This window comes from Halobacillus sp. ABR2_026 (assembly GCF_056158545.1).
This window is the reverse complement of record NZ_JBSWTM010000001.1, coordinates 1093239-1117004: the sequence shown is the minus strand read 5'-3', so window position 1 is coordinate 1117004 and position 23766 is coordinate 1093239. Positions and strand designations below refer to the sequence as shown.

General features: G+C 43.7%; 24 protein-coding genes and 1 pseudogene. 7 read left to right on the top strand and 18 right to left on the bottom strand.

Annotated elements, in window-relative coordinates; translation table 11 throughout:
- Nucleotides 1-48: 48 nt before the first annotated feature.
- Both lepB and ACXADE_RS05695 read right to left on the bottom strand, forming a co-directional pair.
- Nucleotides 49-585 (bottom strand): signal peptidase I, encoded by a 537-nt coding sequence (gene lepB / locus ACXADE_RS05700; RefSeq protein ID WP_474979522.1) that lies wholly within the window; start codon nt 583-585, stop codon nt 49-51.
- A gap of 54 nt (nt 586-639) precedes the next feature.
- Nucleotides 640-1287 (bottom strand): TVP38/TMEM64 family protein, encoded by a 648-nt coding sequence (locus tag ACXADE_RS05695; protein ID WP_474979521.1) that lies wholly within the window; start codon nt 1285-1287, stop codon nt 640-642.
- A gap of 211 nt (nt 1288-1498) precedes the next feature.
- On the opposite strand from ACXADE_RS05695, the gene ACXADE_RS05690 reads away from it, so the two are divergent.
- Nucleotides 1499-1912, top strand: a complete 414-nt coding sequence (locus ACXADE_RS05690) for a YhjD family protein (protein ID WP_474979520.1) — start codon at nt 1499-1501, stop codon at nt 1910-1912.
- On the opposite strand, the gene ACXADE_RS05685 is transcribed toward ACXADE_RS05690, so the two are convergent.
- Entirely contained in the window at nt 1836-2426 is a 591-nt protein-coding gene (locus ACXADE_RS05685) for a competence protein ComK (RefSeq protein ID WP_474979519.1), read from the bottom strand. The genes ACXADE_RS05690 and ACXADE_RS05685 overlap by 77 nt on opposite strands.
- Nucleotides 2427-2667: 241 nt before the next feature.
- On the opposite strand from ACXADE_RS05685, the gene ACXADE_RS05680 reads away from it, so the two are divergent.
- Nucleotides 2668-3114 (top strand): DUF3939 domain-containing protein, encoded by a 447-nt coding sequence (locus tag ACXADE_RS05680; protein WP_474979518.1) that lies wholly within the window; start codon nt 2668-2670, stop codon nt 3112-3114.
- Here the strand turns inward: ACXADE_RS05680 and ACXADE_RS05675 are convergent, their stop codons facing one another.
- From ACXADE_RS05675 to ACXADE_RS05660, 4 genes and pseudogenes are all read right to left on the bottom strand, one after another.
- Nucleotides 3115-3864 carry an SDR family NAD(P)-dependent oxidoreductase gene (locus ACXADE_RS05675; RefSeq protein ID WP_474979517.1) on the bottom strand — a complete coding sequence of 250 codons (750 nt, stop codon included), beginning with the start codon at nt 3862-3864 and terminating at the stop codon, nt 3115-3117.
- Nucleotides 3865-5033: 1169 nt separating this feature from the next.
- Nucleotides 5034-6575, bottom strand: a complete 1542-nt coding sequence (locus ACXADE_RS05670; protein WP_474979516.1) for a fatty acid--CoA ligase family protein — start codon at nt 6573-6575, stop codon at nt 5034-5036.
- 153 nt (nt 6576-6728) lie between these two features.
- A pseudogene (locus ACXADE_RS05665) lies at nt 6729-7731 on the bottom strand (lipoate--protein ligase).
- 67 nt (nt 7732-7798) lie between these two features.
- Nucleotides 7799-8530, bottom strand: coding sequence for an MBL fold metallo-hydrolase (locus tag ACXADE_RS05660; protein ID WP_474979515.1), 732 nt, complete (start codon nt 8528-8530; stop codon nt 7799-7801).
- A 120-nt stretch (nt 8531-8650) separates the two neighbouring features.
- Between ACXADE_RS05660 and yhfH the strand changes: the two genes are divergently transcribed.
- A complete protein-coding gene (gene yhfH, locus ACXADE_RS05655; RefSeq protein WP_474961567.1) occupies nt 8651-8779 on the top strand; it encodes a protein YhfH in 129 nt (42 codons plus the stop codon).
- A gap of 162 nt (nt 8780-8941) precedes the next feature.
- On the opposite strand, the gene ACXADE_RS05650 is transcribed toward yhfH, so the two are convergent.
- Entirely contained in the window at nt 8942-9958 is a 1017-nt protein-coding gene (locus tag ACXADE_RS05650) for a LacI family DNA-binding transcriptional regulator (RefSeq protein ID WP_474979514.1), read from the bottom strand.
- 182 nt (nt 9959-10140) lie between these two features.
- On the opposite strand from ACXADE_RS05650, the gene ACXADE_RS05645 reads away from it, so the two are divergent.
- The gene (locus tag ACXADE_RS05645) at nt 10141-11079 is read left to right on the top strand and encodes a nucleoside hydrolase (protein ID WP_474979513.1); all 939 of its coding nucleotides are present in this window, start codon (nt 10141-10143) and stop codon (nt 11077-11079) included.
- A 61-nt stretch (nt 11080-11140) separates the two neighbouring features.
- Here the strand turns inward: ACXADE_RS05645 and hemY are convergent, their stop codons facing one another.
- The 4 genes from hemY to ACXADE_RS05625 all read right to left on the bottom strand — a co-directional run bounded on the left by hemY (nt 11141) and on the right by ACXADE_RS05625 (nt 16812).
- Nucleotides 11141-12547 (bottom strand): protoporphyrinogen oxidase, encoded by a 1407-nt coding sequence (gene hemY, locus ACXADE_RS05640; protein WP_474979512.1) that lies wholly within the window; start codon nt 12545-12547, stop codon nt 11141-11143.
- 6 nt (nt 12548-12553) lie between these two features.
- Complete coding sequence (gene hemH, locus ACXADE_RS05635; protein WP_474979511.1) at nt 12554-13483, bottom strand: ferrochelatase; 930 nt, start codon at nt 13481-13483, stop codon at nt 12554-12556.
- Nucleotides 13484-13516: 33 nt separating this feature from the next.
- Nucleotides 13517-14554 (bottom strand): uroporphyrinogen decarboxylase, encoded by a 1038-nt coding sequence (hemE, locus tag ACXADE_RS05630; RefSeq protein ID WP_474979510.1) that lies wholly within the window; start codon nt 14552-14554, stop codon nt 13517-13519.
- A gap of 107 nt (nt 14555-14661) precedes the next feature.
- Nucleotides 14662-16812, bottom strand: coding sequence for a transglycosylase domain-containing protein (locus ACXADE_RS05625; protein ID WP_474979509.1), 2151 nt, complete (start codon nt 16810-16812; stop codon nt 14662-14664).
- Between the two features lie 94 nt (nt 16813-16906).
- Between ACXADE_RS05625 and ACXADE_RS05620 the strand changes: the two genes are divergently transcribed.
- A complete protein-coding gene (locus ACXADE_RS05620) occupies nt 16907-17413 on the top strand; it encodes an antibiotic biosynthesis monooxygenase family protein (protein WP_474979508.1) in 507 nt (168 codons plus the stop codon).
- A gap of 35 nt (nt 17414-17448) precedes the next feature.
- Here the strand turns inward: ACXADE_RS05620 and ACXADE_RS05615 are convergent, their stop codons facing one another.
- From ACXADE_RS05615 to liaF, 5 genes are all read right to left on the bottom strand, one after another.
- Nucleotides 17449-17946, bottom strand: coding sequence for a thioredoxin family protein (locus ACXADE_RS05615; protein WP_474979507.1), 498 nt, complete (start codon nt 17944-17946; stop codon nt 17449-17451).
- A complete protein-coding gene (locus tag ACXADE_RS05610) occupies nt 17943-18368 on the bottom strand; it encodes a disulfide oxidoreductase (RefSeq protein WP_474979506.1) in 426 nt (141 codons plus the stop codon). Before ACXADE_RS05610 ends, ACXADE_RS05615 begins: the two co-directional genes overlap by 4 nt.
- A gap of 165 nt (nt 18369-18533) precedes the next feature.
- The gene (locus tag ACXADE_RS05605) at nt 18534-19163 is read right to left on the bottom strand and encodes a response regulator (RefSeq protein ID WP_474979505.1); all 630 of its coding nucleotides are present in this window, start codon (nt 19161-19163) and stop codon (nt 18534-18536) included.
- Nucleotides 19160-20224, bottom strand: coding sequence for a sensor histidine kinase (locus ACXADE_RS05600; RefSeq protein ID WP_474979504.1), 1065 nt, complete (start codon nt 20222-20224; stop codon nt 19160-19162). The genes ACXADE_RS05605 and ACXADE_RS05600 overlap by 4 nt, the downstream gene beginning before the upstream one ends.
- Nucleotides 20225-20237: 13 nt before the next feature.
- Complete coding sequence (gene liaF, locus ACXADE_RS05595) at nt 20238-20993, bottom strand: cell wall-active antibiotics response protein LiaF (RefSeq protein WP_474979503.1); 756 nt, start codon at nt 20991-20993, stop codon at nt 20238-20240.
- A gap of 246 nt (nt 20994-21239) precedes the next feature.
- Between liaF and ACXADE_RS05590 the strand changes: the two genes are divergently transcribed.
- Together ACXADE_RS05590 and ACXADE_RS05585 are read left to right on the top strand one after the other, a co-directional pair.
- On the top strand, nt 21240-21677 hold the full coding sequence (locus ACXADE_RS05590; RefSeq protein ID WP_474979502.1) for a ferritin-like domain-containing protein: 438 nt from the start codon (nt 21240-21242) through the stop codon (nt 21675-21677).
- Between the two features lie 131 nt (nt 21678-21808).
- Nucleotides 21809-22978 carry a M20 family metallopeptidase gene (locus ACXADE_RS05585; protein WP_474979501.1) on the top strand — a complete coding sequence of 390 codons (1170 nt, stop codon included), beginning with the start codon at nt 21809-21811 and terminating at the stop codon, nt 22976-22978.
- Here ACXADE_RS05585 and ACXADE_RS05580 read toward each other — a convergent pair.
- Complete coding sequence (locus ACXADE_RS05580; RefSeq protein WP_474979500.1) at nt 22975-23676, bottom strand: EcsC family protein; 702 nt, start codon at nt 23674-23676, stop codon at nt 22975-22977. The genes ACXADE_RS05585 and ACXADE_RS05580 overlap by 4 nt on opposite strands.
- Nucleotides 23677-23766: the final 90 nt, after the last annotated feature.

Sequence of the window (23766 nt, the reverse complement as noted above, 5' to 3'; positions counted from 1 at the left end):
AATTTACGATAGGCATAAAAAAACCGTCCCTTGAGGACGGTTGCTTTTTTAGAACTGCACGCCGAGCTGGTTCATGGGCCAGTAGCGGACATCTACTTTTCCGACCACGGTCTCCACAGGCACAAATCCGAAGTAACGGCTATCCAGGCTGTCCCGCCGGTTGTCACCCATCACGAAAAGGTGACCTTCAGGAACTTTCTTATGGCCGGTAGCATCTTCCAAAGTAAAGTCCTCCGTAAATGGCAGCCCATCTTCAGGGCGGAGGGGATCGAGGTAGCTTTCATCCACACGTTCTCCATTAATGTATAACTGATCATTGGATACGGTGATTTCATCCCCGCCGATTCCAATGACACGCTTTACATAGTCTTCTTCTTCATTGGCGTGAAATACGATAACCTCCTGACGGTCGATTTCCTGCCAATCATAGACAGCCTTATTCACCATCAATAAATTGCCGTCGAAGAGCGTCGGTTCCATCGATTCACCATCTACAATGTAGCTTGCGAATAAATAAGAACGGAAGATAAAAGCAAGGATCAGGGCGATGACTACCGTTCTGATCGCTCTTTTATATTTTTTCATCGTTTGCGCCTCCAGGTACTATACTACAAACATTTTACCCCTGGCGGCACAAACTTAATCCCCACTTTGCGCTTTCCGCTCCGCTTTTATTTGTATTCTCTTCTCAATATATTTTCCTAACACCCAAAATAGCAGAATGCAGACGCCGACCACAATCGATTTCACCGGATTCTGGGCAAATGATGCAATACTCGACCCTACATATGCAATCGTAAATATCATGACGGCTTTGCCTAAAAGAACGGCTAAGATAAACTGCTGCCGACTGACATTGGATAACCCTGAAACGACATTGATGATCGATGACGGTGAAAAAGGGAAACACATCAGCAAAAAGAGGGGGCCAAATCCATGCTCTTCCACCCACTTCGTCACTTTCTTCACCTGCTTCTGCCTAGTAACTTTCCTGAACAAACGCTTGTCGCCTAATCTGCGAATAATGAAGAATACGCACAAAGATCCGAAGACAGCCCCGAGCCATGAGTAAAGAAACCCTTTAAACAACCCGTACACCACGGCATTTGCTAAAACAAAAGCGACAAGTGGCAAAATCGGAAGAAATGCTTCGATCAGAGGAAATAGGATGCCCGGGATTGGGCCGAACCTTTCCAATCCTTCAAGCTGTCTGATGATGTAATCAAATAATTGATCATTTTCCGCTAAATGACGCCATTGGTTGATTTTTTCAAACACTGAATCCATGATGCTGCTCCTTATGTACACTAGCAACCAGTGTAGGCTTTTCTTTATTTTATCTGAAAACCCGCTCCATGCCTACCAGTAGATGAACTGCTATCTAGCATTTCCCGTTCCTGCCACTTTCAACCTTTTTTAAAATGACCTTGCATATAAAGGAACATTCCGTGGTATAATACAGAATAAGAACACTTGTTCGCACTCGGAGGAGAATGACATGAGGTATCTAAAGCAAAATGAGTTGGATCTCGCTTCCCGGTATTTGTTTTTATCTATGGCGATCACAGTCATCCGACAGGATCGGAAGCACATGGAGCAAGGAAAATTCAAAATCAAGGAGCCGTACATGGAAATGCTCGGAAAAATGGAACTTGAAGCGAGGAAAGAACGGAAAGAACTAAGAAAGCGCATGGATCATATGAAATTGCAAGTGGTTGAATCGGGCAGAAACGATTCTTTTACTTCTTTCCTTTTTTTAGCCCACGGCTATGAAGAAAAACGCAATTATTTCAATCCAGCCATCCGGAAAAAAGTAGAAAACATTTTATTTGAGCTTATGAGAAGGTCTCAGCAATCCGTTCAGCACGATGATCAACCGCAGCTATCGAATGGGAGCGGTCTTCCAGAATGACGCGCAAATGAGCCGTGCGCTGGACTTGATTGGCAAACATACCATCAGAGACAGGAAGGTTTACCGTCCTATTATTTCCAAATTGTACGGTCGTCGTTTTATTCGGTTCACCATAATAGGAGCGGATATATTTATGGGCAATCCAGGAGCAGTCTTTTCGTTTAGGGGAGATGATTGGGAAGAAATAAATGCCCATCACTTCTGATATGACAATCGGGGGTTTATGTGTGTAGCCGGTCAGTTGTTTAGTGCCGGCAATGCGGCCGTCAAGACTACTGGCAAAATAGCGGCAGGATTGATCGACAAGATCACTCGGGCACTTCGAAATAACAAATCGCTCATCCGTCTCAATGACTTCCGTCTGAGCCTGTCCATCATCATTCGTGGTGGCTACAAGAGCGATCGTTTGCGGGTTAATCTCGTATTCTTTTCCATCAACATAAGTCATCCACTTCAACACCTCTTTCATTTCAAGTGGCGGCAGCTCTACGATTAGGTCGAACTTACCGCTCATCTTCTTTAATTTACCAAATCATCCATCAAAAGTCTAAACATTCTTAAAAAATGTTTCATTATGACAATTCTGTTATACTACAATTACACTTGTTCTTCTTTCTTCTCTTTCTCCATCCCCTTTTCTTCATGACGTCCAAAATCAGGATTTAGTAAAGTGAAAAAATCGAGTTCAGGCTGAACCGGTTGATTTTTCATTCAAAACACCTCTCAAGTAAAATTTCATTCAGGAGGAATGTATCATGTGGAGCCGAAAAAATAAAAAGCCAAAGCTGGAGAAAAAGGATTTATCCATCCACGACGTTCGAAAAGCGGTCCACGCATATGCGGATGCCAAACCGAATGATGTTCCTTTAAGTGTCATCATTAAAGAAGATCTGTCGTTGGATTATGAGCTTTTAGCCCCGTATTTACAGGCAATTCCTATCCAAAACTTCTACATGTCCCGGGAAACCTATGAATTGTTCGAAGAAGAGGACCAGGACTTGGCATTGGACCTGGACCTTGTTCAACATGCAGTCGACCAATATATGAGGCTGACACAAGAACCCCCTATTATAGATAATGATCCTTATAAGCGGATAAATTATTATAAGCTTGAAAACCATCATTTGTTACAAAGACGACCAGAAAGAGACTTTTATCTTACCAATCAGGAGTTCATGATTACGTATAAAAAGCCGGACTGACTACTGATCTGCTGTTCCTAACGTCATGCCCCCGTCTACCACCACTTCCGTACCTGTGCAATAAGAGCTGTCGTCACTGGCTAGAAAAGCAACAGCTTTGGCGATTTCAAGTGGCTGACCGATTCTTCCAAGCGGGATTGTATCATAGAATTCCGGCACTCCTTTTCCTTCGGTTGCCATTTCCGTTTCAATTCCGCCAGGGTGAATCATATTGACACGAATACCTGATGGACCGAGTTCAATTGCAGCAGCCTTAGACATCGCCACGACAGAAGCCTTGGTTGCTGCATAAGCAGAAGATTGACGGATGGGAGCAAAAGAAGATATGGATAAATTATTCACAATAGACCCCCTTCCCTGCTCGGTCATGTAAGGAATAACGGCCTGCATTCCAAAGAAAACTCCCAGTTGATTCACCTGAATCAACTGCTCATATTCTTCGATTTTCATCTCCCGAAATGGCTTCCGAATTAAGCGGCCGGCGTTATTCACAAGAATATCCAAGCGATTAAACCTTTTAACAACCTCAGCTGCTGCCTCCTCCCATTGCTGATTTTTAGTTACATCCAATTGTACGGCCATGGCTTGTGAAGAACCGGTAGATGCTACGATTTCTTCAGCCGACTCGAGGCGTCGTGCGGCAAATGCAACAGAAGCACCGAGTGATAACAAATATTCTGCGATTGCTCTTCCCTGTCCGCGACTTGCACCTGTAACAAGGGCCACATGCCCTTCTAACTTCTTCTCCATTCTGAAGCTCCTTTCCATTATTCTTTCATTTATTTTCATCCCTATCCTTTACGTATATACAAAACACTCAACAAAGGTATTATTTTAACGCGTGTTCCCTCAAAACTGAACCTTCAAATACGGTGGTGAGAGACTCCGAGGTTGATGCGTTTGTAGGGACCACCGGAGTATTGTAACTAATACTAGAATGCATGACATTCATCATTCGAAACATTACTCCACATAACGCAAGGAATTTCAGCATACCATAGACGTTCACTACTGAGCGACTTGAATAAGGGGGGCGGGGAGCTCCTTGCTTTCCTGTGAAGGCATAATAAGCTTCCACAATCTAGAGTTCTGTATGAGCTAACCTCTCTTCTTATCCTATAGGGCTATTCGATTTAGAGAAAAGCGAACATTTTTAGTCCTGCACAGCATCTGTTTATAGTATAAGACCTTTCGAAAGGTACACTTAGAGGAAGGTAAATCTACTCTCCACTACTACGAGACTTCTTCCAAGGATGGTATAGGGCAAGGGGCTACTTTTGAATGAGTAAGTGTAAACTTCTTTCTAATGGGGTCAGGAAGGAAGTTAAAAAAGTCTCAAAAAAAGTGCCCATGCTCGAGGAGCATGGGCCAAAAGAGACGACTGGTTAACTTTTGAGTGAGGGAATAAATTGTTGGAAAAGTTCTTTTGAGAGGAAAGACTTTTCCGTGACACTCATCAGTAACAAAATTACTGACCTATTTATGACAACCAAATCATAAATAGTTATGAGATAAATAAGCATCACCGCTTATCTGTTTCTATTGTAATACATCGAAGGTCCACCTTCACCGAAAAAACGTTGCGGAGGTCCGCAAACCGGTGCGAATTTTCTAATAAATGACATGCGACAACTCACCCTTCGAATAAACAACAGCCCCACACGTGTGAAAGATCAATCCTTCATCATGGACTTTTGATGGTGAGATTTCAGACCTATTCTTTTTCGAAATATTCGAGTGAGTGATATTCAGAACACCGATGATCCGTAATATTAGTAAGAGAATACCCTCTAGTCTGCGATTTTCCGCAAACAACCTTTTGCGGCATAACTAAAGTTGTTTCTCTTATGGCCTGCAAAATATTAAAGGTAAAAAAAGCTCAAAGACGTGAACGCTTTGAGCTTTCGATATTATCAATATCATTTAGAGTTTGCCAGTTGCTCACGCAAATTTTTCCGTAGGATCTTGCCGGTCGTGTTCTTCGGAAGTTCGGACATGAATTCGATCTTGGTAGGTACCTTATACTTCGCTAAATGCTGACGGCAATATTCAATAAGATGCGCCTCTGTCAAAGAAGGCTGGCTCGAGACGACAAAACTGATGACCGTCTCCCCTAATTCAGGATCTGGAGCTCCTACAACCGCCACCTCTGTTACGTCTTCGTGACGGTAGAGCACTTCCTCGACCTCTCTTGGATAAACGTTATATCCACCTACAAGGATCATGTCTTTTTTGCGGTCCACAATATAAAAATAACCATCATCGTCCCTGCGAGCCATATCCCCAGTGTATAACCATCCATCCCGGATCGTAACAGCCGTTTCTTCCGGAAGCTTATAATACCCTTTCATGACGTTCGGGCCTTTAACAATCAGTTCACCCACTTCTCCGACGGGAAGTTCTTCTCCAAGCTCATCCACAACCTTATTCTCGACATTCATAATATTTTGTCCGATGGATCCAGCTTTTCTCGGTCTGTCCAGTGGATTAAAGGCCGTAACAGGGGATGCTTCAGAAAGTCCATAACCTTCAGAGACACGGACGTCAAATTGTTTTTCGAATGATTCCAGCAAAGCGACCGGCATGGAAGAACCACCTGAAATGCATAACCGCATGTGACGGAACGTGGGTTCCTGGTCTTTTCCAGTCTGAAGGAGGTAGTTATACATGGTCGGGACTCCTGCAAAAACACTCGCTTGATGTTCTTCCGCCGTTGCAAACACTTCTTGAGGAGAGAACTTAGGTACGATAAGAACCGTTCCTCCATTCATGACGGGCGCATTCAAACAAACGGTCAGACAAAACACGTGAAACATCGGTAGTGTGGCAATGACACGGTCTTCAGAATTTATTTGAAGGTAGTCGGCCACATCGATGGCGTTGGAGTAAAGATTCTTGTGAGTAAGCATGGCACCTTTAGGCTTTCCTGTCGTACCTGAGGTGTACAAAATAACCCCTGTGTCCTGATCATCAAGTGAAGGAGGTTCAAAATTCAAATTCCCATCGGACACCGATTTTGTAAACGATTTCATTTTTCCGTATATAGAAGAAGTCTCCACATTCAATCCTGACCCTGTATCAGCTACGAAATAATGGACAATATCAAGCTCTTGATCCATCCAATCGAACTTCTCCATCAGAACATCCATCGTCATGACAGCCTTAACATCCCCATTTTTTAAAATGAACTTCATTTCATCGCTGGTGTAGGTAGGGTTGATTGGTATGACTGTAGTGCCTGCACGAAGGGCTCCATATAGTCCTATCATAAACAACGGACTATTCCCACTTACAAGCGCCAAATGATCTCCTTTCCCATATCCTGACTCAGACAACGTAGAAGCGAATTTAGTGACTGCTGCATCAAACTCTTGATAACTCACCCGCTCGCCCTGAAATATGTAGGCTGCTTTAGCGGGGTGACGCTGAGCTGTAAGCGACAGTTGTTCGCTTAAATTCATGTATGCTCCCCCTTGATTATGAATGAATAATCATTCATTTTAATAATTTTCACTATAATTATAAAATACTGAAAACTTTTTAGCAAGATTTGTCGTTTATCACTTCATGAATTGAAGTTAAAAAAGACGGCCTTCTAACGGCCGTCTCTCGCATTAATAAATCATATCCAGAAAATCTTCTTTGCTTATTTTCCCAAGGTAATGAGAAACATCGACATCGCCCAATGCTTCGGAAATCTCCTGGCGCTCGTATTTCGTTCCGATCAGAATGCCTTCGATTTCATTGATATCTCCTACTCCAAAGAAGTCTCCAAAAATTTTCGCATTCTTGAATCCGTCCTTTGGCTACATCGAGGCGTATATCATAGCTACCCGCTCCCTCAATCCGTTTCGTATGCTGAATATTGAATTTAGGAGATTTGCCATAATTCCAATCCCAATTTTTGTAGCGCTCTTCCGAAAGCTGATAAATATTTTCCCAGTCTTCTTCCGTCAATTTATAGCTTGGTACATCCTTTACGTCCTCGACATCGAATATATAACGGAGAATCAAGTGTTTGAATTCCTCCATCGATATCTTTTCATCGAGAAACTCGGTAATGTTAGCCACTCGGCTGCGAATCGACTTGATTCCTTTTGACTTGATTTTCTCTGTTTTCACATTTAAAGCAGAAACCACGTTCTCAATTTCAGAATCGAGCATTAGAGTCCCATGGCTGAACATTCTTCCCCGTGTGGAAAATTGGGCGTTCCCGGATATTTTACGACCATCTTCCGCCACAATATCGTTACGACCTGACAACTCTGCATTCACGCCTAATTTTTTCAAAGCTTCAGTTACAGGTTTCGTAAATTTCGCGAAATCATGAAAGCTGTCACCATCGTCTTTTGTAATGAAGCTGAAGTTCAAGTTCCCGAGGTCATGATATACTGCTCCACCGCCAGAGAGTCGACGCACGACATGAATCCCATGATCCTCTACATAGTTCGTATTAATCTCTTCGACTGTATTTTGATTCTTCCCAATAATGATGGAAGGTTCATTGATATAGAACAACAAATAAGTTTCGTCAATATCAAGGTTTTTTAACGCATATTCTTCTATGGCCAGGTTAATACGAGGGTCGTTGATCCCCTCATGATCAATAAAAAGCATATGTGCTCATCCTTTCAGTCCGTATAGTCCCTGTACCATTGTAATCGTTTAAAGGGAAGGAAACAATTCATTTACTCCAGGTCAATCCTTCGTCTGCCAGTTGAATCGTCCCCCCGAACACATCCTCTGCCTCCTGACGAAGCCTCGTAAGCTGTCCAAAATGAGGGAGGTGGCTCAACCACAGGGTTTTTACGTGAGCATCTTCAGCTATGGTTCCTGCTTCCGTACTCGTCATATGACCAGCCTTCTTCCCATCCATCCCTTTATAAAAATTGGTATCTGTAATTAAAAGATCGGCATTCTTAGCAAAAGTTGCCCAACCTTTAAAATAGCTCGTGTCAGCTGTATAAACCGCCGTGTCCTCACCATCAGAGATCCGCATACCATAACAGGGAACAGGGTGCTCTGTTTTTTGAAACTGAATGGAAAAAGGGCCTACTTCCAAGGTTTGCTGAGGATCATAAGCGATTCCTTTCGTATAATGATGCGTCAACGTTTCAAACTTTCCCTTCTCTTCGTTATGACCATAAATAGGAAGAGTATGATTCGTTTCATCCAGGGTATTTTGAACAAGCATCGCATATTGTAACGGACCCACATCAGCTATATGATCGTGATGGTAATGGGAGAGAACGACTGCGTCCAGCTCATCAACCTTTTTGAACTGCTGCAAACGGGATAAAACACCACTTCCACAATCGACGAGCATCGTAAACCCATCTTTTTCAAATAAATACCCGGAAGTCGCGCTTCCAGCTCCGGGGTAAGCCCCCCAGTATCCGATAACTGTCACTTTCATTGTGATCACTCCTAAATCTTTTTGCCTATTTGTACATTGTTTTATAACAGATTGTTGATTTCTGAATATTGTTATAATACAATGGTTTTACATTAAAAATTAATTGGAGGCGATTTACAGATGATGAGTATTCTTGAGTTCTTCCGAAACCTTCCGAAAAAGCACTGCTCCAACTGTGGGAATGTCATCCAGGAAAAAGCGGACTGCTACGGTAACATCTGCGACGAGTGCGACCATCCTGCCCGCTAAGTCTAGTATTCCACAAAAACTTATAGAAAGAACATTCGTTTTGGAGCAGCTGTAAAAAGCTGCTATTTTTTTGTTTACTGTCCCTCTAAAACCCAATACTTCAAACAACCTTACCCCAAAGCCTTCCATACAAATAAAAAACTATCCATCCTGTAGACAATGCTACTGGATGGATAGTTTTTTTCGTTTCGTAGAATCTCTTACTAGCAGTTGGTGTGGATAAATGTATCGGTTTGGCGCAAGAGCTCCTGGATGCAGAAGCTGTTGTATTAACACATCTACCGTTTTATCAGCCATTTGCTTCACTGGTTGTTCAATCGTGGTCACAGACGGAACCATCAGTAAAGAAATCATCTGGTTATCAAATCCCACCACTGCCAGATCATCGGGTATGGCCCAGTCAGATGAGGAACTTGCCTCATAAATTAATCCCGCAGCCACTTCGTCAGAACCCGTGAACACTCCATCTACTTGGGACATTTCTTCTTTAATCATGTGGAAAACCTTTTGCCCATCACTGACATTTACAGCCCAGTCAATCGCTAAATTCTCTTGAAAAGAAAGTCCATATTCAGATAATGCCTGAATAAACCCTTCTTTTCTCTTTTGCGATAAGTGGCTCTCCGGCCCGCCGCTTACGTAGGAAATATTCGTACATCCTTGCTCTAAAAGATGAAGAGTCGCTTCATAAGACGCTTGTTTATGATCCATATGAATCATAGAAACACCAGACTCGTCCATATATTCATTACAGAAAACGATCGGCCCGCAATCTAAAAAGGATTGGACATCCTCCCAGTCATTCACAAGAGAAGCCATCACCACCCCGTCTACTTGCTTCGTCTTCAATAATTGTAAGTAATCCATCTCTTTTTTCTTAGAATCATGGGTTTGGCAGACGATCACTTGATACCCCCATTCGGAAGCCTTTTCTTCCATCGCCTCTATCAAATTACCGAAAAAAGGGTTCGTCAATCGTGGCAAGAGGACAGCAATGGTCTCCGTCTTTTGACTCCGAAGTCTTCTCGCTGAAGAGTTGGGGACGTATCCAAGATCGTTCATGGCTTGAATGATCCGCTGCCGTTTTTCATCTGTCACATAAGGCTGGTCATTGATGACTCGGGAGACCGTTGTCCTCGATAATCCAGCCAGTTTCGCTACATCTTCAATCGTAGCCATAAATACTCCCCCTTGATGCTTTCTTGAAAACGTTTCCAATTTCAATCATACTAATCATCCGGCATTCTTGCAAGCCCTTTCATAAATTGTGTACAGTTCCCTGTCTCTTAATTTCCTAAACACATATTTTTATTACATCTTAAATAATTATATGTAATAGGAAAATATAGGGAGATGATGCATTGAAAAAAGTTTTGATCATCGCAGATCCCGGCGTCGATGATGCCTTTGCTATTATGTACGCTCTGCTCCATCCTAAAATCGAAGTGGTGGGGATTGTAGCAGAGTACGGCAACGTAAGTCAGGATATTGCTTTAAAGAATACGGCGTATCTCCTCCAGCTGGCAGGGGCACAGCATATCCCCATCATTAAAGGCGCAGAAAAACCTTTGACAGGCGAGGATCCTGAGTTTTTCTTTGATATTCATGGTGTTCATGGCCTCGGTAAAATCGTCCCACAAATCCAGCCAAAAAAAGTGCTGCCCTTTCAAAAAGTGTACGAATTGATAAATACATATGGAAAGGATTTAACGATCATCAATCTGTCCAGGCTGACCTCCCTGGCTCTCACTTACATCCAAGCCGAGAGTAACATTGAGGAGTCAGGAGATGTCTTCGTCATGGGGGGAGCATTTTTCGTACCCGGCAACAGGACTCCCGTAGCCGAAGCTAATATCTATGGAGATCCTCAGGCTGCCAAGATTGTAGCTTCTCATGGTGAAAAAATCACTTTTGTTCCCTTGAACGTCAGTAACCATGCTGTCATTCCTCTTGCCAATATGAAAATAGCGGCAGAAAAGAACGACACGCCGTTTTCAAGTATCCTATTTACCCTCATGGATTACTATAGCACCCAATATAAAAGCATCATCCCCGGCATCGATGGTGCTCCACTCCATGATGTTACATTATTTTCTTATCTCATGAATCCCGGTTTCTATAAAGTCGTAAACAGACAAGTAAGCGTAAATGCCCTGGGCCCTTCCAAAGGCTTGACTTATGCGGATTTCCGTCCTGTACCCGAGTATATAAAAGGGTATCCAATGCATCAGATCATCATTGATTTCGATCGTAAAGCCTTTATCCAAGATTTCATGAATATCATGACGCTCAAATCATGACGTTTCAAAAATTTCTTCTCCTAATGAACAAAAAAAGGAAGCTCCATAAGGGCTTCCTTTTTTACGGGGAGAGATAACTGATAACTTGTTGAACAGCCGCTTCTCCCTGATCGATGCAGTCCGGCAGACCGATTCCCCGGTACGAACCCCCAGCAATATAAACCCCTGGAAGTTCCTGTTTCATCTGCTCGGTAATATGATTGACTCTCTCTTTATGCCCCACCGTATACTGCGGCATCGCATCATACCATCGTGTAACAACAGAGAAATCAGGTTTGGCTGTAATATTCATCGTTTTATTCAAATCCTTTAAAACGATTTCTTCTATTTCTTCATCCGTCATACTTACAACGTCCTGGTCAGAAGGTTTTCCGACGTAACACCTTAGGAGAACTTTCCCTTCCGGTGTTGAATGTGGCCACTTCTTATGAGTCCAGGTACAGGCCGTAATTCGGAAATCACTGTTTCTTGAAACGACGAAACCGGTACCGTCGATATCCTCCTTTATAGCCGAAGCATCAAAAGCCATGGCTACATTCGCTACAGAAGTCGCATTGGTTTCTTTGAAAGGTTCTAAGAACTCATACTGAGATAGCATCCGCTGAACGGAATAATGAGGGGCGGCAAGGATAAGAGCGTCCGCTTCCTTGACAGTACCATTGCTCATAAGAAGGTGGTAACCTGTGTCTTTCTTTTCGATATGATCTACTTTCACACCTTTATGAACCGTCCCAGGTTCTAAGCTTTCTTCTACAGCTTCAACGAGAGAACCGAGCCCGTTTCTTAATGTACGGAACATGCTCGGCTTCTTTTCGCCTTTTTTCGTTTTTTTCATCGGGTAGGTTTGGCGGAGCCCTTTAATGAGACTGCCATACTCCTGCTCCAGGTCGTAGAAATTTGGAAAAGTGGATTTCAGGCTTAAGCGATCAATATCTCCCGCATAAATGCCGGACAGAAGAGGTTCGATCAAGTTCTCAACAACTTCGTTTCCAAGTCTTCTTCTGAAAAACAAACCAAGAGACTGGTCTCCGTCCACCGTTTTTTTCGATTTCACTAAATCCATGGCCGCTCTGGCTTTACCTACCGGGCTGAACAACCCCGAAAAAAGGAAGGGCCGGACTCGTGTAGGAATTCCCATGAAAGATCCGCTTGGCATTTTATGAAGTTTCCCGTTGACGAGAATGTAGGATTGGCCGGTGCCATTCGGGACAAGTTCGTCACCAAGCCCAACTTCCTCAGCCAGTCGTCCGGCGCTTTCTTTACGTGCAAGAAAAGAATCAGGACCGCGCTCAATCGTGTAGCCATCTTTTTGAACGGTACGGATTTTACCACCTAAAGAATGACTGCCTTCCACTAATTGAACATCCAACGCCAAATCATTTTCCCGTGCTTGCTTCTGTAAGTAGTAGGCAGAGCTCAACCCCGAGATTCCTCCACCGACTACGACGACGCGTTTAGATTCTCCCATGAGAATCTACTCTTTCACTTCTGCCATAACCACATCAGCCAGAGTTCGGATAAACTTCGGATGTGTGTTCGGCATTTCCGGACGATAATAATTGGCGCCAACTTTATCACAGACGACTTTACATTCATAATCGTTATCATAAAGAACTTCCAAATGGTCAGAAACGAAACCAACAGGCGCATATACAAATGTCCGGTATCCTTTTTCATGATAAAGCTCTTCCGTTAAGTCCTGGACATCGGGACCGATCCAAGGATCCGGAGTATTCCCTTCACTCTGCCAGCCAATTTCATACTGCTCGATCCCTGTAGCTTCAGAAATGAGCTCAGCTGTCTTCTTGAGTTGATCTGGATAAGGATCTCCCCCTTCCAGGATTTTCATCGGGAGGCTGTGAGCAGAAACGATTAGACAGGCTTTTTCCTTCTCATCTTCCGTCATCTTGGAGTATTCTGCCTCGATGACATCTTTCCAATAATCAATAAAGCCGGGCGCATCGTACCAGCTTTCAACAGAACGAATCGAGATGCCATGCTTTTCCGCTTCCTCTTTTGCACGACCATTGTAAGACTTCACACTGTACGTGGAATAATGAGGAGCAAGGACGATGGAGACTGCTTCTTCAATCCCATCTTCAGCCATTTGTGCAACGGCATCTTCAACGAAAGGTTCAATGTGTTTCAAGCCGAGATATACGTTAAACTCTATACCTTCCTGCTTTTCATTCAAGGCATCTTTTAGCGCTTCTGCCTGATCATCTGTAATACGGGCAAGTGGTGAAATTCCTCCAATTGCATCATAACGGTCGCGCAGATCCTGCAGCATCTCGTCTGAAGGTTTGCGGCCGCGTCGGATGTGTGTATAGTATCGCTCCAAGTCTTCTTCTTTGTAAGGCGTCCCGTAAGCCATTACTAATAATCCCATTTGTTTTTTTGCCATGTTCCTTCACCTCTTCATCTTTAATGAATCCGATTAATTGTTCCTGGAATATTCATGAATGAATTGAGTCAATCGCTTCAATGTTTCCGGTTTGATGTCCGGTGTAACTCCGTGCCCGAGATTGAAAATGTGGGCTGGATGCTGCCTACCTTCATCAATAATCTTTTTCGTCTTCTCCTCGATGACATCCCAATCAGCCAGAAGTGTCGAAGGATCAAGGTTTCCTTGCAACGGTTTAGTGATGCCCTTGTTTCTTGCTTCTGTAATGGATGTTCGCCAATCCAGGCCAAGCACATCAACAGGTAGATCATCCCATTCGTGGATCAAATGTCTCGCCCCTACTCCGAATGTGATCAATGGCACACCTTCCTCTTTTAATTCAGAGAAGATCCTCTGCATGACCGGTTTGATATAGGTCCGATAATCTTCAACATTCAAAGATCCAACCCAGGAATCGAAAATTTGAATCGCGCTTGCTCCTGCAGCTACTTGCGCTTTCACGTAAGCGATGACCATGTCTGCAAGTTTGTCCATAAGAGCGAACCACGTCATCGGTTCACTATACATTAAGGATTTTGTTTTATTGTAATTTTTCGAAGGCCCGCCTTCAATCATGTAGCTTGCCAATGTAAATGGAGCCCCACTAAAGCCGATCAAAGGAACAGTCAGCTGTTCCTTCGTCAACAAACGGATCGTATCCAATACATAGGGAACATCGTCTTCAGGATCTATCGTCCCAAGCTTTTCAATATCCGCTTTCGTCCTCGTCGGATTATGAATAACAGGTCCGATGCCTTTTTTTATTTCCACGTCCACACCTAATGCAGGCAGAGGAGACATGATGTCTTTATAAAGAATCGCTGCGTCCACGCCGTACTGCTCGACAGGAAGACGTGTAACATATGCACAAAGTTCAGGTTCATGAGTAATTTCAAATAATGAGTACTTTTCTTTCAGTTTACGATATTCCGGCTGCGACCGCCCCGCCTGACGCATAAACCAGACAGGGGTATGATCTGTCTTTTCCCCACGGAAAGCTTTTAGAATCGTGTCATTTTCAATTTTGTTCATCTTCAGAACTCCTTTTCCCGTTCATCATTCATCCGCTTACAACTATAACGATTTATTGTCCCTCTGTATAGAAAAATGGACCATTTGTCATGATTTCGTACGTTTTATTAAAAGTCCCAGCTCAAGCTCACAGAATTAGAAGGCTTTCCTTCTTTTCCTGTCAGTGGGTCCACAGGGATGACATAGTAACTGGTTTGATCAAAGATCCCGAAAGCGCTGACCTTAAACTCATTCTTACCCGTCACTTCACCGACCTTAACATCTTCTCCGTTTTCCTCCTTGAAAATACGGTAAACGACCCTCTCATCAGACGGGCCCGACCAGCGGATTGTTCCTCGGAGGGAAGCAAGTCCAGATAAGTTTATACTTCCTGTGACATCCGTCAGGACTGGAAGTTCCACAGGTTCTGGCAAACTATCCACTCCTTCAGGCTTTTCAAATGCAGCAGCAAGGTTTTTTTCGCGGTTTACTTTCGTTAATATTTCTTTCATCAGTCGTGTCGGATACACACTGCTACCATTGATTTTCCCTGCTTGATCATAGCCCATCCAAAGGGAGCCTGCATATTCAGGGGTATAACCGGCAAACCACACATGCTGATCCTGATGTGTCCCTGTTTTTCCTGCTAATGATTTAGGGTAATCACCAGCCTTGGCGGTTCCTTCCTGTACTGTCGTCTGCAGAATCTCTGTTAAGTACCAAGCCGTTTGGGCGTTGAAAACTTCCGTTTCTTCCGGTTGATGTTCATGAATCGTATCATCATCACGGTCTAGTATTTTTGAGATGGTATAACTTTCTTTTCTTTTACCTGTTTGGGCTAAAGCACCATAGGCTTCCGTCACTTGAAGGGAAGTATATCCGTCAGACAATCCCCCCAGCGCAATCGCCAGCCCATTGTCCTTTGTCGATAACCCTGCTTTATCCAAGTACCCTTTAGCATAGGGAATGCCAATTTGATCGAGCAGCCATACAGCAGAGACGTTCTTAGATTCAGTAAGAGCCTGATACAACGATACTTCCCCATCATAGCGACCATCATGATTACTAGGTGCATAATCACTGGACCCGAAGGTTTGCTTCTCATCTGATAAAAGGGTGTAAGGATCATAATTCCCTGTCATCATCGCCGGACCGTATACCGCGAACGGTTTAATCACAGAAGCAGGAGCAAGAGGAGCACGTACTCTGTTGAAACCGCCATGTTTAAAATCACGGCCGCCAACAACCGCGACCAATGCACCGGTAGAATGATCCATTAGCGAAAAGGCACCCTCTGTCTCTCCAGAGGCCCCGGGAACGAACTCACCACTTTTCATTTCTTCTGCCGCGATTTTTTGAATGGAAGCATCCATTTCGACGATTATTCGATAGCCGCCCCTTTTTAACTCATCGCGGGAAATGTGGTATTTTTCGGCGGCTTCATGAATGACGAGATCGACATAGCTGTTGGACCATGTCTCTGCCTCATCTTCAGAAGGCTCTACGGAGAGTGTCGATCCCTGCATCTGTTTCAAGACCTGTGCCTCGATCGTTCCAGTCTCATACATTCTGGCTAAAACCACATTTCGTCTTTGAATGGCTTTATCAGGATTTTCAAAGGGAGAATACGTATTCGGAGCTTTGGGCAGCCCTGCCAGCAGAGCCCCCTGGGCAACGGTTAGCTCTGCTGCAGACTTTTGAAAATAATGCCGGGATGCAGTCTCAATTCCATACGTCCCTTCCCCAAAGTAGATCCGGTTCAAGTAAAGTTCCAATATTTCATCCTTCGAGTAATTGCGCTCCAAATAAAGGGCGGCCATTACCTCTTTCGTTTTTCTCATCCATGTTTTTTCATTGGATAAGAACAGGTTTTTGGCCAACTGCTGAGTGATGGTACTGGCACCTTCCACCTTCTTCATAGCCATAATATCTTTGTAGACCGCCCTCATAATTCCTTTGAAATCCACTCCGGAATGCTCCCTGAAACGGCCGTCTTCAATGCTGATAAAAGCATCCTGCACATGTTCAGGGACATCCTCTATGGATATATTTTTTCTGTTTTTCGTGTAAATCCGTTCAATGACCTCACCTTCAGCTGTTTCAACGGTCGTCATCTCATCAAGGATCAAATCCTCTTCACTGACGACGAATCGTCCACCGAACAATATAGTAAGATAGCTGATTCCAATTAATAATACGAAGAACGCAAAAATGAGTGCCGGCCATTTCCACCGCCCTGTCCAGGACGGTAATCGTTTTTTTAACTCTTTGATGTTCAAGTAACGTGCATCCTTTCTGTTCTTTCCTTCAAACTTGCCACTATGGAACACTGCTTGCTACACTGAAGATACCGCAGGAAAGGAGACATCGGCAATGAAAGTATCGATGACTAATGGTACATTGAATTACTTATCAAAACTGAGTCAGCAACACCCTGAAGCCTCATTGTTTTTCATGCAGGACCAGGACAAGACGGTCGCTTATCTTGAAGGAGAAGAAACGTCCATCTTTGAAGAAGGTCGTCATTATGAGACCGTTGACCACGTTGGAACGTTGAAATCGACGGGATATGTAGTGATGAATAATATCCCCGTTAGTGATGAAGGACGCCCTGTGTTTGAAGACCGTTTCAAAAAGAGAGCGGGAAATGTTGAAAACCGTGAAGGATTTCAAGCGATCCGCATCCTCCGTCCTTTAAAAGGCAACACTTATGTCGTCTTTACTCAATGGCGCAGTGAACAAGACTTCGAAGACTGGAAGAATTCCAAGTCTTTTGATGAGGCCCACAAGAAGTCCGGTCCCAACCATCAGAAGAAACCGTCGTTCATCGATGGTGATGCGTACATTACAAAATACCAGATGATCGAATTAGAGGAGTAGCATAGGAAAAGTGAGCGGGCACCCGCTCACTTTTTTTATTCCTGTTCTTGTTCGCTCTCACTGTCCATGACTTCCTTTTGGAAAAAATCATCAAGCCCACTAACCGATTGTTCCCCTGTAATACGCGCCTGTTCTTCTCCGTCTTCAAAATGTATCAGTGTTGGTGTTCCTTGTATTTCATACTTGGACATTTGATCTCTGAATTCCAGTACGTTCATCTTTTTAACATCGAGATCATATTCATTCACAATCGGCATCATCCGAGGTGTCGTCCGCTGACAGTGAACGCATTTCGGATCATAGAAATAAACCGTTGTCGGATCTCCTGATTGGATTTCTTCTTCAAGAGCATCTGGTTGAATTTGATTTTGATAGTTTGAATCATCCAATTGATCAATAGTCGCTTGATCCAAATTTTCTTTCCCATACGGATTGTCAGCTGTTTTTTGCGAATTCTGATAGTTCACTACAAACACAAGAACGACGACAAGTACTACAAGAGCACTTGCAAAAATAATCATCCCTTTTTTCATACATGGTTCCTTCCTTTCTTTACAACGACAAATAAGTGCACAATAAAAATGATGATGAAAGCCGTGCCTGCCAGGAATGGTATGGTAACAAAACCGAAGGCATTCATGTATTGAGCATTACATGGCACAAGACCACAAGCATCTGACGCTGAGAGTGCTGGAATCTTCTGCAGCATATAATGGTAGATGGAGACCAGCATACCAATTCCGCTCATAATGATCCCTGGGAAGGCAATCTCCCAGTTTTTCTTCCATAAAGCAGTCCCGTAGATAAGGACGAGCGGGTACATGAGAATTCTCTGGTACCAGCACAATTCACATGGGGCATACCCCAGAACTTCAGAAAAAAACAAACTTCCCACCGTAGCAACCAATGAGACGGCCCATAGCAGGAATAACGCTTCTTCCATATTTTTCTTCATATTTCTATATCCTTTCTACCTCTCTCTCATGACATTATACAAGGTATCCTCTTGAAAACAAAGTAGTTTCATATGAGTTCACCGTTTCTTCACTATGTAGTGAGAGGTCGTTAATTCGTCCTTGTTCACGTACAAAAGACCGCCTTCAAGCGGTCCAAATAATTCCTATTTTTCCGTAAGTAACCCGTGCCGGTGAGCATATACTGCCGCCTGTGTCCTGTCCTGGACTTCCAGCTTACTTAATATGCTGCTAACATGAGTTTTTACCGTTTTAATACCTATATACAAATGTTCACCGATTTCATTATTGGTCATTCCTTCACCAAGGCACTTTAATACTTCCCTTTCACGGTTCGTAAGTTCTTCGTGCGGCTTCCGTTCTTTACGGAAGCGGGTCATCATTTTGGTCGCCACTTTAGGTTCAATAACATTCTGCCCGTCAGCTGCTTTTCGTATGGCGTCGGCAATTTCATCTGCGGAAGAGGTTTTCAGCATGTAACTGAAGGCCCCTGCTTCAAGAGCAGGAAAAACTTTTTCATCATCATAGTAACTGGTCAAAATTATGATTTTGCATGATTCTGTTTTCATAATCTCTTCGGTCGCCTGGATCCCATCCCCGTTTTCCATGATCAAATCCATTAATACAACATCCGGTTTTTCTTCTTTGACGAGCGCTGCCCCTTGCTCTCCACTGCCTGCTTCCCCTACGATATCCAAATCTTCTTCTGTACTGAGGTAAGCGATGACGCCTTTACGGACGACATCATGATCGTCGACTACCACTACACGAATCATAGTTCTTCCCCTTTCCCCTGAGTGGAGATAGGTACCCGCACATCAATATGCGTCCCTTCCCCTTTTCTCGAACGTAAAGAGTAGGTCCCCCCAATTTCTTCACAACGTTCACGCATGGTTTTCAAACCATAAGAAGCTTTGTTCCCATCTTTTACGGCTGTGTCAAAACCGACTCCGTTATCCGCAATATGTATAAATATTTCTCCGCTGCCTTTCGTAGCTTCGACTCTCACTCCTGAAGCATTCGCATGTCTTAAAATGTTCGAAAGAGCCTCCTGTACGACTCTGAATAACTGTTCTTCCACCGACGCCGGCAGCGCCCCCAAATCTTCCAGGTCTACATCAAATTCGATCCGGCATTTTTGACGTAGCTCATCTATGAGCTGTTTAATCCCTTCGGTCAAAGGTTCCCCCGATAAATGAACCGGCCGTAAATGCAAGAGAAGCGCCCGCATTTCTGTCTGAGCCTGCAGGGCCATCAGAGTCATTTCCGTAAGCTGTTCTTTTGCTTTTTCCGGGTGGCGGTCAAAAACTTTTTCTGTCGCCTGGGCCATCATCGTTAAAGCAAACAACTGCTGACTGACTGCATCATGCAGGTCACGTGCGAGCCGTTGTCTTTCTTCAATCGTAGCTGCTTTGTGAGCCGTTCGGGCAAGCTCACTTTTTTCATCAGCAAGCTTCACTAAGGAATCTTTCTGCTGTTCGAGCTTTTCCCCCAGTTCATTTAATTCATCTCCAACAGCAGCAATTTCATCATGCTCATTAAAGTGAATTCTTTTTCGGAAATTCCCACGGGAAAGCTGGGTGATCATCATTGATATGTAGTCCAGGCGATGTTTAAAATCTCCACTCGACCTGAATCCGGTATACAAAGACATGAAGAAGCCGATAACGATATACATCAGCATAAAACATAAGATTGCTCCAGCCTTCAGCCAGTCCGGTTCAAACCATACATAGAGGGATAACAAAAGACTGAGGAGGATGAACGTATTTAAGATTAAACCATAGAGGTGGGAACGAATGTACATATAACGGATACTGTTCAATTGCTTTAACACGTTACCCCCCCTCTCACACTTGTTCAATTCGGATGGAACCCACTTTAAGGTCCACACCGATGGTCAGTCTGCGTGTTGCTATGGAATAGTCCTCCGTCTCATACTCCACCGTTCTATTCATTCCATCCGCCTGCTGACCGGCTACCCGGATGTCACCTGTTTTCACCTTAGCATCTACACGAAAATCCACATGCTCAGGAATCAGCATATTTACATCACCCACCCACCCGCGGACCGTTATGGGTGTATCTCCATCCGGTATAAAAGTCTTGGTGAAATCAAAGCGATAATCACCGACACCATTTCGTAATTCCATCGGTTCCACTACCCAATTTTCTTCATTGAAAGTATGATCACCCACCACCAGATGTTTCGATTTTTTGTCTTTAGTGTAGGACTGGTTAGAATCATAATCAATATTCACCCTTGGCTTATTCTTCCCTAAAAACAGACTGAAACCGAAATATATAAACAAGAGCGGCCAAAGCTCCCATATATCTCCGAACCCGTATGAGAAAATTCCCCATCGATCCAATAATAATAGAGTACTGAAGATCGTTAGAAAGGAACCTGCAATCCAGCTTCCTTTCTTGTTAAAAAGCGAATCCCACCACAGTTTTAAGCCGAGGACCAGCAGGATAACTGGATATAAGTTCATCCACGTCCAAGTCATTTCCAGGGAAATAATATTCAAATTCGACAAAAGAAGAATAGTCCCTAAACCCACTAATAATATGGCTGTAACAATTTGAGAAAACTTAATACGCATCACACTCACCCTTTTTTGACCTTCCGAATATATAAAATTCGACAAACGTCTTTTTATCCCTTTTCTTAGCCATCATCAATGTCATATTTATTTCCAATCATTGAATAATCTCATTGTATAAAACAAGACAGGTTCGTTAAACATTCTAGAGGATGGAGTTATCTCCGTCTCTGGGCGGAGTTATGTTTAAAGGGAAAAGTGATGGGAATACATATATTAGAACCTATCTTGAAAGGATGTTGTTGGATGGATCAAAAAATGCAGAACTTAATTGATGGTCTTAATGAAGACCTGGCGCATGAATATGCTGCTTCAATTATGTACACTTATAATGCCGCTGTAGTTACCGGGCTTTACCGCTCTGTGCTGAAGCCATTCTTTGAAAGTGAAGTGGCGGATGAACAAGGGCACGCCCTCTATTTAGCAGAAAAAATCAGTACACTTGGTGGTACGCCTACAACAACTCCCGCAGAAGTTAAACAGCTGGCTGAAGTGAGACCGATGCTTGAAGAAGCAAGGGAAGCTGAACGACAAACCATTCTGCGTTATGAAGAGCGTAAAACACAAGCGGAAGAACTCGGCCTTACCGAATTATCTGTCAAATTGGATGATATGATTGCCGATGAGACTGGTCATATGGAAGAGATTGGCCGCTTACTTCAGGATTCACGTTTACAAAATTAATACTCAGCCCTCTGTCTAGGACAGAGGGCTTTTCATTTGCTTCTTTAAGTGGTTTGAGAATATTCTGAATGTGTATTACAATTTAACAAATAGTGTCGGAACCTGAAATCAAAACCTAGGAGGCGCAGCATATGTGGGAACACGTATTTCAAGCAATCGATGAACAATATGAGTCAATGGTGGAGAATCGCCGCCACCTGCACCAATACCCTGAAGTTTCTTTCAAGGAAGAGAAAACCGCTCAATTCATTGGAAATACATATGAGAAGCTCGGGGTTCCCTACGAAGAAAACGTCGGAGGGAATGGAGTGATCGCTACGTTAGAGGGGGGAAAGCCCGGGAAGACCGTTGCTCTAAGAGCAGATTTTGACGCTCTTCCTATTCAGGAGGAAAATGACGTTCCTTACAAATCAAAAAATGAAGGAGCCATGCACGCCTGCGGTCATGACGGTCATACAGCTGCCCTGTTAGGTTTGGCCCATGCATTGGTGCCCTATCAAGAAGAAATCCCGGGTACAGTGGTCTTCCTTCATCAGCATGCCGAAGAATATGCACCTGGGGGAGCAAAACCGATTGTAGAATCCGGTGCCCTTGATCATGTAGATGCTGTGTTCGGCACCCATTTATGGGTGAATGCACCCACCGGTGTTATTCAAACTGCCAAAGGTCCATTCATGGCAGGAGCTGACCGCTTCGAAATTAAAGTCCAGGGGAAAGGCGGCCATGGAGCCCAACCTCACCAAACGAAAGATGCCATTGTGATCGCATCCCAGCTCGTCTCTTCCCTGCAGCAAATTGTCAGCCGCCGGATTGACCCATTAAAAACGGCCGTTCTGACAGTAGGAACCTTCGAATCAGGTACCACGTTCAATGTTATCGCAGATTCTGCCACCTTGACTGGTACGGTAAGAACCTTTGATTCTGAGGTCCAGGATTTGATCATAGAGGAAATGGAAAGGGTCATCAAAGGAACATGCGAAACGAACGGAGCAACGTACGATTTCAACTATGAGAAAGGGTATCCGCCTGTCGTCAACCATGCAGAAGAAGCAGAACTTGTGCTTCAAAACGCCCAAAAAGCGGATGCTTCGCTTGTGACTGAAGAAATCGAACCTGTCATGGCCGGTGAGGATTTTGCTTATTATTTATTGGATAAGCCAGGGACCTTTTATTTTACAGGCGCACAGATCCCTGACCATTATTATCCCCATCATCATCCGAAGTTCGATTTCGATGAAAAAGCACTGCCTCATGCCGCTAAAACATTGTTTCAATCTTATATCAGTTACCAAAATCTTTAGAGCAACCGGAGACGGCTGGTCTGCACAGTCGTCTCCCCCAATTTTTCGAGTAACCTACCGTTCGCTACATACCCTACAATGGCTCCGAAACCAGGGACCAATTGTAATAGTTTGACGAGATCGATGGTATCCCGATATTCGATTTGCAATCTCTTCCAGTCTACATTTTTTTCTGTAGGAGGCAACTCCTCCCATCCCAACACTTTACGCTTCACTTCTCCCCTGGATTGATCACTTGAGAAAGCCAGCATGAAAACATGGAGCAGATATACTCTTTCCTGATAAGAGTATACATTCCAACCATAAATTTGAGCTGCATCAAATAAAAATTTCATTTTTATGCTTAATAAAAGTGGAAAATCAGCCAATCCAAACCAAAAACCCCCAAAACCTGTACCTGCACCCTCAATAGATGCTGTACGCTTGTATTTCTTTACTAATTCCCGGACTTGTCTTTCTTTTTCTTCAAAACTCCAGTCTGGATGCACGTGAATGGGATGAATATACTCTGAAGTCGTCAATGCCAGTTCGATCATCGCTCGAATACTATCTGTAACAATGTCATGGACGCGTTCTGGTATTTTATCATTCACTTGGGATTGAAAACGCTTGGACGTCCGTTGGAGGATGGAAGACCTCTTATCCAACGAAGCACTCCATCTTAACGCCTCTTTCTTGGCTTGTTCTTCAAATTCCACCTTTCTCACCTCCGAAAGATTTCTCTACCTTTTGTCATTCGGTACGTACCTATAAAAGAAGGAAGACTGTTTCTAGCAGTCTTCCTTCCA